This window comes from Streptomyces sp. WY228 (genome assembly GCF_019287315.1).
In the GTDB taxonomy this organism is placed as follows: domain Bacteria; phylum Actinomycetota; class Actinomycetes; order Streptomycetales; family Streptomycetaceae; genus Streptomyces; species Streptomyces caviscabies.
Window position 1 is genome coordinate 5,893,702 of record NZ_CP079114.1, and the last position, 11,348, is coordinate 5,905,049.

The 11,348-nt window shown below is 69.0% G+C and carries 8 protein-coding genes and 1 pseudogene; all 9 read left to right on the forward strand.

The annotated features are described in order from the left end of the window. The first annotated feature begins 7 nt into the window (after positions 1 to 7). The 9 genes and pseudogenes from glyA to KV381_RS25995 all read left to right on the forward strand — a co-directional run bounded on the left by glyA (position 8) and on the right by KV381_RS25995 (position 11,229). Complete coding sequence (gene glyA, locus KV381_RS25955; protein ID WP_218786484.1) at positions 8 to 1,306, forward strand: serine hydroxymethyltransferase; 1,299 nt, start codon at positions 8 to 10, stop codon at positions 1,304 to 1,306. 213 nt (positions 1,307 to 1,519) lie between these two features. Further along, positions 1,520 to 3,337, forward strand: coding sequence for a DUF262 domain-containing protein (locus tag KV381_RS25960; RefSeq protein WP_230543392.1), 1,818 nt, complete (start codon positions 1,520 to 1,522; stop codon positions 3,335 to 3,337). Next, a complete protein-coding gene (locus KV381_RS25965; RefSeq protein WP_218786494.1) occupies positions 3,321 to 4,352 on the forward strand; it encodes a CBS domain-containing protein in 1,032 nt (343 codons plus the stop codon). The genes KV381_RS25960 and KV381_RS25965 overlap by 17 nt, the downstream gene beginning before the upstream one ends. A 178-nt stretch (positions 4,353 to 4,530) precedes the next feature. Continuing rightward, positions 4,531 to 4,851, forward strand: a complete 321-nt coding sequence (locus tag KV381_RS25970) for a hypothetical protein (protein WP_218786496.1) — start codon at positions 4,531 to 4,533, stop codon at positions 4,849 to 4,851. Between the two features lie 212 nt (positions 4,852 to 5,063). After that, positions 5,064 to 5,411 carry a hypothetical protein gene (locus KV381_RS25975; protein ID WP_218786498.1) on the forward strand — a complete coding sequence of 116 codons (348 nt, stop codon included), beginning with the start codon at positions 5,064 to 5,066 and terminating at the stop codon, positions 5,409 to 5,411. Positions 5,412 to 5,890: 479 nt separating this feature from the next. Then, a pseudogene (locus KV381_RS25980) lies at positions 5,891 to 6,625 on the forward strand (transposase family protein). A 390-nt stretch (positions 6,626 to 7,015) separates the two neighbouring features. After that, entirely contained in the window at positions 7,016 to 9,643 is a 2,628-nt protein-coding gene (locus KV381_RS25985) for a DUF262 domain-containing protein (protein WP_218786507.1), read from the forward strand. Positions 9,644 to 9,717: 74 nt separating this feature from the next. Beyond that, the gene (locus KV381_RS25990; RefSeq protein ID WP_256995153.1) at positions 9,718 to 10,731 is read left to right on the forward strand and encodes a serine/threonine-protein kinase; all 1,014 of its coding nucleotides are present in this window, start codon (positions 9,718 to 9,720) and stop codon (positions 10,729 to 10,731) included. Between the two features lie 108 nt (positions 10,732 to 10,839). After that, entirely contained in the window at positions 10,840 to 11,229 is a 390-nt protein-coding gene (locus KV381_RS25995) for a hypothetical protein (RefSeq protein WP_218786509.1), read from the forward strand. Positions 11,230 to 11,348 lie beyond the last annotated feature (119 nt).

Sequence of the window (11,348 nt, forward strand, 5' to 3'; positions counted from 1 at the left end):
GTCTTCCATGACCACCCGGCCCATCACCACCACACCCGCCACCGCGTCACACCATCCGGCCCTCAGGGCATCCGACCCGGAACTGGCCGCCCTGATCAGCGCGGAGGAGCGGCTCCAGGCCGACACCCTGCGCCTGATCCCCAGCGAGAACTACGTCTCCGCCGCCGTGCTCGAAGCCTCGGGCACCGTGCTCCAGAACAAGTACTCCGAGGGCTACCCCGGCAAGCGGTACTACGAGGGCCAGCAGGTCATCGACCAGGTCGAGACGCTGGCGATCTGCCGCGCCCAGGCCCTCTTCGGGATGGAGCACGCCAATGTCCAGCCGTACTCCGGCTCCCCGGCCAACCTCGCCGCCTACCTGGCCTTCCTCCGGCCCGGCGACACCGTCCTCGGCATGTCCCTGCCGATGGGCGGCCACCTCACGCACGGCTGGGACGTCTCGGCCACCGGCCGCTGGTTCCGCGGCGTCCGGTACGGGGTCCGCCGGGACACCGGCCGGGTCGACCTGGACGAGGTCCGCGACCTGGCCCTCGCCGAACGGCCCAAGCTCATCTTCTGCGGCGGTACGGCCGTTCCCCGCACGATCGACTTCGCGGGCTTCGCGGAGATCGCCCGGGAGACGGGCGCCGTCCTGGTCGCGGACATCGCGCACATCGCCGGCCTGATCGCGGGCGGCGCGCACCCCTCGCCCGCCGGTCACGCGGACGTCGTCTCCACCACCACGCACAAGACCCTGCGCGGCCCGCGCGGCGCGATGCTGCTCTCCACCGCCGAACACGCCCGCGCCATCGACCGCGCGGTCTTCCCCGGCCTCCAGGGCGGCCCGCACAACCAGACCACGGCTGCCATCGCGGTCGCCCTCGGCGAAGCCGCCACCGCGGGCTTCTGCTCCTACGCCCACCAGGTCGTGGCGAACGCCCGCGCACTGGGGGAGGAGTTGGCCGCCCGCGGTTTCGACCTGGTCTCCGGCGGCACCGACAACCACCTGTTGCTGATCGACCTCACCGACAAGGACGTCCCCGGCAAGACCGCGGCCAAGGCCCTCGACCGCGCGGGCATCGTCGTCAACCACAACACCGTCCCCTACGACCCCCGGAAGCCCTTCGACCCCTCCGGCATCCGGATCGGCACCCCGGCCCTCACCTCCCGCGGTGTCCCCGCCTCGGCGATGGGCACGGTCGCCACCTGGATCACCACGGCGGTCGACGCGGCACGTACGGGCGACGAGGCCGCGATCAGGAAGGTACGGGAAGAGGTGAAGGAGCTGATGGACGCCCACCCGGCGCCGGGACTGCCGGTGTCCTGAAGCATCCGGCCCGCCCCCGAGGGCGGGCCGGGTGTCCGACCCGCGGGCGAAGAGGCGGATCTGCTGCCCGCCCTGTCGAAGTCCGGTCGACGATCGACCCGAGCGCCCGGTCGAAGACGGGAAAGTGCCGCTAGCATGTCCCTTCCGTGACGCAGGGGAGCGTCTTCGACACTGGGGGTGGGGATGGCGCTCGACGGGCCCAGCCTGGGCAAGATGTTGGACGATGTCGCTGTCGGCAGGATTCAGCTTCCCGACTTCCAACGGCAGTGGAAGTGGGACGACGACCGGATCAGCGCTCTGCTGGCGACCGTGACGCTCGACTACCCGCTGGGTGTCGCGATGACGCTGGAGACGGGCGGTGAAGCCCAGTTCAGGGCGCGCCCGTTACATGGCACCGAGGTGGGCCCGCAGGTCGTTCCGGAGCAGTTGTTGCTCGACGGTCAGCAGCGGCTGACGTCTCTGTTCCAGGCGCTCAGGTCGGAGCGTCCGGTGGAGACGACGGGCGCCCGGAACAGACCGCTCAAGCGCTGGTACTACATCGACATCGCGAAAGCCGTGGACGATACCGCGGACCGGGACGAGGCGATCCTCTCCGTCCCCGAGGACCGCGTCGCGCGGGGCGCGTTGGGCCGGGGCGCTCCACGCGACCTCACCACACGGGAGAAGGAGTGCACCAGCGGCCTCTTCCCCCTGAACCTGATCTTCCAGCCGGAGCAGACCGGGAAGTGGCAACGGGTCTACGTCAGTGGCGCCGAAGACCGCTGGGACCTGTGGTCGGCCTTCCAGGCCAGGGTGATCGACACCGTCAAGGGGTTCAAGGTGCCGCTGATCCGGCTGCCCAAGGAGACCCGCAAGGAAGCGGTGTGCTCCGTGTTCGAGCGAGTGAACACCGGCGGCGTCGTCCTCAACGTCTTCGAGTTGCTCACGGCGACCTATGCCGGTGACGCGCAGTACGCGGAGCGCAACGGGGGCGAGGACTTCAGCCTCATCGAGGACTGGCGGGCCATCAAGGGCGCGTTGTGCTCGGAGCACCAGGTCTTCGGGACGACGGACAAGGACGGCGGTCAGGAGACCGGGCTCAGCAGCCTGGACTTCCTTCAGGCCATCGCGCTGGTTCGCACGCATCAGCGCAAGCAGGCGTTTCTCGCGGAGCACCCGGGGGCGACGAACGCGCCGGCCGTGAGCTGCAAGCGCCGCGACCTGCTGCACCTGCCGCTCACCGACTACACCCGGATCGCGCCGAAGGCCGCCGAAGCGCTGTCCTGGGTCGGCCGGTTCCTCGGGGCGCAGCATGTCTTCCGCGAGCGTGACCTGCCGTACGGCTCCCAGATCGTGCCACTCACGGCGATCGGTGTCCTCCTCGGGAGCCTCGTGGAGGACCGGGACGTTCAGGACAAGCTCGCGCGCTGGTATTGGTGCGGTGTGCTCGGCGAGCTCTACGGAGGCGTCACGGACACCCGCTTCGTCCGGGACGTCGAGCAGGTGGTCGGGTGGATCAAGGACGGCGGTCCGGAGCCCGACACCATCACGGAGGCGACGTTCCAGGAGCAGCGCCTGCACCGGCTCACCTCGCGCAACAGTGCCGCGTACAAGGGCGTGCACGCTCTGCTCCTCAAGGAGGGGGTGATCGACTGGTTCTTCCACGAGGAGCCGATCAACGAACAGTTCCTGATCGGGCAGTACGTGGACATCCGGCAGGTCTTCCCCAAATCCTGGTTCGAGCAGAACGGCGTGGACGGGACACGGATGAGCAGCATCGTCAACAAGACGCCGCTGTCCTACAGGGCGCTGCAAGCGATGGGATCCAGCGTGCCGTCGGCGTACCTGTCCTCCTTCGAACGGCATACCGGCAGCCCGGGTGACTGGTTCGACGACATCGTCGGCACGCACCTCATCGACGCCAAGACGCTGCGCGCCGACGACTTCGAGGGCTTCTACCGAAGCCGGACGGCCAGGCTCCTGGAACTCGTGGACCGGGAGATGGGCAAGGTCGCGGTGCGTGAGGGGGCGGACGATGCCCACGCCGGATGATGCCGTGCTCAAGAGCCTGGAGGGCGTGACGCTGTCGATCCGGGATCTTCTGTCCCGATGGGGCTTCCGGGTCCGTGACCACGCCTCCGTGCCGCAGATCCGACTTGATCTGACCAGCGTCGGACTGACCACGGTGCCGGACTTCGCGACCGGCCCGCAGGACGTCGAGGTCGAAGTCGTACCGATCGGCCTCAAGCACGGTGTCGGTGTCGGTACGGACGATGGCGACGGCGACGGCGAGAAGGATCCGGCGGACGCCGCCGAAGAAGCCGTCGGCAAGTTCCCGCAGACGGCGATGCGGGTGCACGACCTGCGGTGTGCCGACAGCGTCACATCGATCACGCCCGACGAGACTCTGTCCGTCGCGATGGGCAGGATGGTGGAGTTCGGGTACTCACAGCTTCCCGTGATCGATGCTTCGGGGACCCTCCATGGGGTTGTCACGTGGGCATCGATTGCCCACATTCACGCGACCGGGCGCGAGATGTGTCTGGCCAGCGCGATCAGCGGCGAGTACGAGATCGTCAACGCCTCGGCGCATTTGCTGCCTGTTCTGCCGACCATTCGTGAACACGAGTTCGTCCTCGTCCGAGCCGCGGATGGACGGGTGACCGGCATCGTCACCTCAGCCGACCTCGCCGGCGAGTTCGGCACGGTGGCCCGCCCCTTCTTCACCCTGGGCGAGATCGAGCGGAGACTGCGGCGGTGTCTGGGGCGCGTCTACGACGATTCCGACGTCCAGCAGGTGCACAAGAGGAGGAAGTCCGTCGACGAGTTGATGTTCGGCGAGTACATCCGGCTTCTGGACGACGAAGAGCGCTGGGCCAAGCTCGGCTGGCCTCTCGTTGACCGGGACCATTTCATCGGGCTGCTCGGCAGAGTGAAGAACGTCCGCAACACGGTCATGCACTTCAACGCCCCGGCGCTCAGGCCCGAACAGCTCGACCTGCTCGACAGCTTCGTCTCCATGCTGCGCCTCTACGACCCCGACTACCGAGCCACTTCCACGGACTGAGGGGCGCACGGAGTTTCGGTGAGGACCGGAAGCCTGTCGCGCCGCACCGGAACCGCTGTGCGTATCGCGCACACCGCCCCGGCCTTTTCACAGGTTCTCCGCCCTCGGCGCCGCGCGCTGTGACACCGTGGATCAACTGATGGCCCGGGTGTCCGGGCGTCCGGGTAGGGGGATCTTCATGCGTTTTCGCACCGTCGCGGCCTCGGCCGCACTCGTCCTGTGCGCCGCGGCGGGCGTCGTGGCCTGCTCGTCCTCGTCGGACACCGCCGACGCCAACCGCCCCGCCGGCTCCACCGCCCCGGCTTCCGTGGAAGGTCTGACGGAGAACATCGAGACGGGCAAGCGCCGGGCGGGCCCGCCCGAGACGGGCGGTCAGGAGGCGACGGGCCCCGCGAAGTGCGCGACGTCCGCCGCCGAGATCCCGGCGGAGTGCGCCGTCGACGTCACGTTCTCCGAGATCACCGAGGGGGAGCGGGCCACGGAGCCTCCCGTGCGGTGAACGCGTTACGCGGAAGGGGCGGGCACACACGCGTGTGCCCGCCCCTTCGCCGTGCCCGCGAGGTGAGCGCCGGAGGACACCACCCGCACCATGGACCTCTCACGTCACAGAAGACTCTTCCATCCGTCACAGCGATCTCTTAGTCTCACACCCTGTTCACATGTGATAATTGATGATCTCGCCACAGAGGTCAGGCGCGGGGGTAGTGAAGCATGCGTGAAAACTGGCGCTCGAAGTTGAGCGTTCTCGCCGGGGCGTCGGCACTCGCCCTCTCGGCCGTCACCGCGACGCCGGCGCTCGCCGACGGCGGACAGATCGTCTGGGCGGGCGACACGAAGAAGGACGGCATGTCCGCGGCCGTCGGCGTCTACACCGACTACGGCCGCGCCGAGGAGGTCTGCGTCAACAAGCTCGGCGTGAACACCTGGGCGACCTGCAACAAGGACTACCGCGAGACCGGGAACGTACGCCTGCGCGTCCTGCGCTACGACGGCGACACCGGCAAGTTCTACCAGCCCGAGTCCTGGTCCGGCTGGATCCCGGTCGACGGCAAGTACTGACCCGCCGAGCCCCGTGAGGGCGAGCCGGACCACACTCCGCTCGCCCTCACGGGGCCGCGGCACGCACAGGAGACACGAAAAAACCGGACCAGCCTCTGCTGGTCCGGTTCTTCAATCCGGAAGTGCCCCCGGCAGGATTCGAACCTGCGCACCCGGCTCCGCAGGATTGCCGATCGTGAGGTGTTTGCGCAGGTCGGACCAGTAATTGACGTCACGTCACGTGCGGGGACTCGTCTGCTTCCTGCGAAGAGAAAGTGCTCTGTTTTATTGAGGTGTTGCGACGCCCGCTGCTGCCGCAGCTCAGAGACCGGTCAACCAAGGAACGGTATTCGCTCCCTGGAGTGGCCGCCGAAGAGGCCTATGGAGCCTTTCTGGCGTGGCCGCCGATCGAGTGATGACCTTGGTGTCCGTAACGGGCAGGTCCCCCGTGCCGTTGGATGAGGTGTTCGAAGTCTCAACCTGCCTGCTCAGGAGTCCTGTTGGTTCCCTATCCTGCCGCACTCGACCTGCCTCACACGCCGGTCGAGTAGGTAACGATGCCTTCGTCACCCGCGAGGGTGACCGCCGCTGCGAACTCCCGCCGCACCAGGGCGCCCTCGTCGCGCACGCCTATCTGCGCAAGCACGACGCACTCGCCCAGATCGCCGCTGGGTTCGGCATATCTGTGGGCACTGCCCACGCCACCGCCGTCGTGCGGCTCCTCGCCTACTGGACGCCGGGCCTACTCAGGACCCTGCGCGAGAACGACCCGGACTACGTACTCCTGGACGGCACCTCAGCGAGTGCGACTACCTGGGCGACGGACCCGCCGACCACTCCCACAAGTATCGGCGCCACGGCGTGAACATAGGTAGCCACCGATCCCGAAGGCCGGCTTCTGCGGATCTCGCCTGCCTTGCCGGGTCCGTGCCCACGATCTGACCGCCGCACGCACCCACTGCATCACCCGAATCCGCGAACGCCAGGGCATCCCATTCGTCGCCGATCGCGCTTACACCGGCGCTGGCTCCTGCGCCACCACCCGCCGCCCGACCAACGGCGAACTGTCACCGACCCAACGGACGCTGAACCGGGCGCCTGCCCAGACCCGCGCTCCCGTCGAACGAGGCACCGCCCGCCTGAAGTCCAGGCGGATCTTCCGCTGGAGCCGCCACAACCCGAACCGCATGACGGACATCGCTGCCGCGATCCTCACCCTGGAGAGGCAACGCTGAAAGGATCATTGCTATTTTCACGTATTTCGGGCCCGTATTGAGAGCTGGCGAGACATCGTGCTTTGGGTGGGGGTAGGAGGTCTTGAAACTGCCTGTGTCTGTTGGTGCTGCTGGTTCTACCGAAATCGCTCAAGAACGCAGTCCCTCATATTGTGCGGGGCGGCCTCGGGGCGGGCGCGCGCCGAGAAACGTCGGCGACCTCCGCCGAGGCTGATGGGTGGCATGGTCTGTGATCGCAGGATGGTCAGCGTGTTCCAGTCCTGGTGCAGGGAACCACTGGTGTTGTAGCGGGACACCCTCTGGCTCTCGCTGTCATAGATCTCTGCGTCGGACGGGCCCGTATGCGGCACAATGGCGGGTCGGCGACACAGCTAGCGGGGAGGGGCGCGCGTGCACGCCCAGGAGACGACGTTCAGTAAACTGGTCCATGGCGAGACGCAGTTCCAGGTCCCGCTCTATCAACGCACTTACACATGGCAGCGTGACGAGCTGAGCCAGTTGTGGGACGACGTCCTGGAACTCGTCGAGGACAAGCGGGCGGGCAACGAGCCGGCGGCACACTTTCTCGGGTCGGTCGTGCTCGCGCCGGAGCGGGTCGCGGCGGGCGGGATGCAGCGCTGGCTCGTCGTGGACGGTCAGCAGCGGCTCACCACACTGATGCTCGCCTTCACCGCACTGCGGGACCGGCACCGGGCTTGTGGGCGCGAGAAGAAGGCCGCCCGCATTCACGACCTGATCCTGGTCAACGGTTACCAGGACGGGAACGACCACTATCGCCTGTTGCCCACGCAGGCCGATCGGGAAGCGTTCATCGCCTGCGTGGACTCCCTCCCCACGGCTGGAGGAGCGGGGAACATCGGCGGCGCCTACCGGTACTTCCTCGCTGTCCTGACCGAGGGTGAGGAGACCGCCGAGGAGGACGGGTCCGGCGAGCAGTGGATCGGTGCCGTGGAGTCCGTCCTCCGGGACCTTCTCTCCATCGTGTCGATCACCGCAGCCGAGGGCGACAACGTCTACCGGATTTTCGAGTCCATCAACAACACCGGCGTCGGCCTGAGCCAGAGCGACCTGCTGCGCAACTACCTCTTCATGTGCCTGCCCAGACGTGGCGAGGCCGTCTACCGCAACCTGTGGCTTCCGATGCAGGAACTGCTGGGACCGAGCAGGCTGGAGCTCCTCGTCTGGCTCGACCTGGTCGTCGGAGGCGACAGCCGCGCCAAACAGAGCGAGATCTACCGGGACCAGAAGAAGCGCCTCGAACCACTGAGTTCCGACGAGGAGGCGCTGGAGGCGGAGGTCCTCCGGCTGCGGGTGAGGGCGGGCCGCCTCATGCGGATCGTCGAACCGTGGCGGGAGAGCGACCCGCGTCTGCGTGACGTCCTGGAACGCCTTGCCCGTTGGAGCGGTCAGACACACTACCCGCTGGCGCTCCTCCTGCTCGACCGGCTGGACGAGGGCGACTGCACACCCGGCGAAGCCGCCACTGCCCTCTCCTACGCCGAGAGTTACCTGGTCCGGCGTCTGTTCGCCGGTAACTCCACCACGGGCAACAACCGGACCTTCATGCAACTGCCCAAGGAGGTCGAGCGGGAACTGGAGAACGGGCGCCCACTCGCCGACGCCGTACGCCACGCCCTGTCCGCCAGGACCGGGACCGGCGTCTGGCCCTCCGACGCCGTCGTGCGGGAGTCGATCCGCAGCCGTCCCTTCTACAAGTCCGGCCGGTCGAACCAGCGGTTCGAGGTGCTGCGCCGGTTCGAGGAGAGTTTCGGCGCCAGCGAACCGGTCGACTTCACCAGGGCGAAGCTCACCGTCGAGCACGTCCTGCCGCAGCGGCCCGCTCAGCAGTGGTTCGACCTCCTCGCCGAGGAGGCCGGGGAGAGCGAGAGCCCGGAGGAGCTGCACGCCCAACTGGTACACACCCTCGGCAACCTGACGCTTTCCGGGGACAACGCGAGACTCTCCAACCACCCCTTCCACCGCAAGCAGCAGATCCTGGACTCAAGCGCTCTGCGGATGAACCAGCGCATCGCGGGCGTGGAGCGCTGGGGCAGGGCGGAGATCCTTTCCCGCGCCGACGAACTGGCCGAGCTGGCGCTGGACCTGTGGCCGGGCCCCCTCGACGGCGTGGTCCACGCCGATGCCGAGTGGGCCGGCTGGGGCGAGCTGCGCCAGGCACTGCTGAGCATGCCGGCGGGCACGTGGACGACCTACGGCGACCTGGCGAGCCTCATCGGAACCCACGCCGTCGCTGTCGGTAACCACATCAGCACCAGGCCCGCCCTGCACGGCGCCTACCGCGTGCTGATGGCGGACGGAAAGATCTCTCCCGGCTTCCGCTGGCCGGAAGGGCACACGGGTGCCTCCGACCCGCGCGCGGTGCTGGAGAGCGAAGGCGTACGGTTCGACGACCGGGGCCGCGCCCGCCGCTCCCACCGCCTGACGGCTTCCGACCTGGCGACGCTGGTGGGCAGGGACGACTTCGGGAACGAGGCACCCGCGCCCGAGTCCGATGGGGCGGGAGCCGAAGGGGAGTCCGCGGCCACCCGCTTCGAGAAGCTGCTGCACGACAACCAGACGCCGGACACGGTCGCGGGAGTCCTCTCGTGCCTGCGGTTCTGGACCGAACGGGGCGGCGTGCTCACGTACGGCAGGAGGAGCGAGACCAGCTGCTCACCCACACTGCCCCTGGCCGGTTCCCGGGCGCGCTCGGTGTGGCCCCTCGCCCTGTATCCGGTGACGGGGACCGTCGAAGTGGTCTTCCAGCATCTCAGGCGTCGGCCGCCCTTCGACGACGAGCAGTTCCGGCGCGAGCTCATGGCCCGCCTGAACGGTGTGGAGGGCATCGACCTGGCGGCGGCCAAGCTGGACCTGCGTCCCGCGTTCCCGCTGGAGGTGTTCGCCGAACACGGCGAGCAGCTCCGCGGCATCCTGGAGTGGTTCGCGCACACGGTCGAGTCGGCCCAGGCCCGCGCGGGTGCCGAAGAGGCTGCACGGGGCGACGGAGGAGCTGCATAGACTGCTGCCTTGTCCTGCCGGATCCCCCGCACCGAACGGCGGGGCAGCCGGCCGTGAGGGGGAGGCATGGCACCGTGGAACCGCTGAGGGACGACGACCCGACGGAGATCGGGGGATTCACCCTCGTCTGCCGGATCGGCTCCGGAGGCATGGGCCAGGTGTTCCTGGGCGAGTCCGCGGCCGGCCACCAGGCTGCGGTCAAGGTCATCAAGTCCTCCGTGCTCGACGAGGACACCAGGGCGCGCTTCCTGTCCGAGGTGGAGAGCCTGCGCACGGTCTACGGGCCCTTCGTCGCGGCCTTCGTCGGGGCCGACGCCGATGCCGACCGGCCCTGGCTCGCCGTCGAGTACGTCCCCGGACCTGATCTGCGGACCCTCGTCGCCGGCCAGGGGCCCCTGCCGCTCGCGGAGACCGCGAGCCTCGGCGCGCTGCTCGCGGAGGGGCTCGGCACGGTCCATGACGCGGGGCTGCTCCACCGTGACCTCAAGCCGCAGAACATCCTGCTCGCCCCCTACGGTCCCAAGGTGATCGACTTCGGTCTCGCGGTGCTCGCGGAACGCCGTACCGCCCTGACCGCGACCGGTTACGTTGTCGGCAGCGTCCTGTGCATGCCCCCGGAGCAGGCCAGGGGCGAGCAGCAGCTGGACCGGGCGGCCGACGTGTACGCGCTGGGGGCGGTGCTCCTCTACGCCGCGACCGGGCACTACCCGTACGAGGGACCGACCTGGCAGGCCGTCGCCCTCAAGATCGAGGACCCGGCGACCCCTCCCGACATGGCGGGCGTACCGCCCGAGCTGGCCCCGCTGATCACGGACATGTTGGCGTCCGACCCCGACGCCCGCCCCTCCCTGGCCGAGGTCATCGAACGGCTGGTGCACGTCATCCGCGAGCAGGGGCTGACCGCCCTCCAGGCCAAGCGGCGCCTCACCGACCTCACGCCCGAGATCATCGTGCCGCAACTCCCTCCTCCGGCCGGACCCGCTCCGTGCTGCGGACCCGACGCACGACCGCGCTACGTACGCCTCGCGGCGGCGGACCGACCTGGCAGGCCGTCGCCCTCAAGATCGAGGACCCGGCGACCCTCCTGACATGGCGGGCGTACCGCCCCTCCCGAGCTGGCCCCCGCTGATCACGGACATGTTGGCGTCCGACCCGACGCCCGCCCCTCCCTGGCAGCATCGAACGGCTGGCACGTCATGACCGCCCTCCAGGCCAAGCGGCGCCTCACCGACCTCACGCCCGAGATCATCGTGCCGCAACTCCCTCCTCCGGCACCCGCTCCCTCGGCCGACGCCGATGCCTACACGCCCGCGGTCCTCGACCAGGCGGCGGCCGAGGACGACGAGCGGGAAGGCGCACCGGCGTCCTCCGGAGCCGGGCAGCACGGTGCGGACGGAGCGGGCGAGGAGGGAGACGACCCCGACGAGGTCACCCCCGGGGCAGGTACCTCCGCCCACCGGGCCGCCGAGCCCGCGCGTCCGGACACCCGCAGACCACGGGGCGGGGTGACGGCCGTCCGGCCCGCCGCCCCCCTGAGGATCGCCGAGGGGATGCGCGCCGCGTACGCCCGCGAGGCACGTTTCTGAGCCGTGGCCCTTCCCCGCCCAGACAGGTGCGACGCACTGCCCGGGGAGCCCTTCGGCCCTCCCGTTCCATCCCGTACGACGTCCTCTCCCGCCGTGACAGACTTGCATCGGCGAGAGCG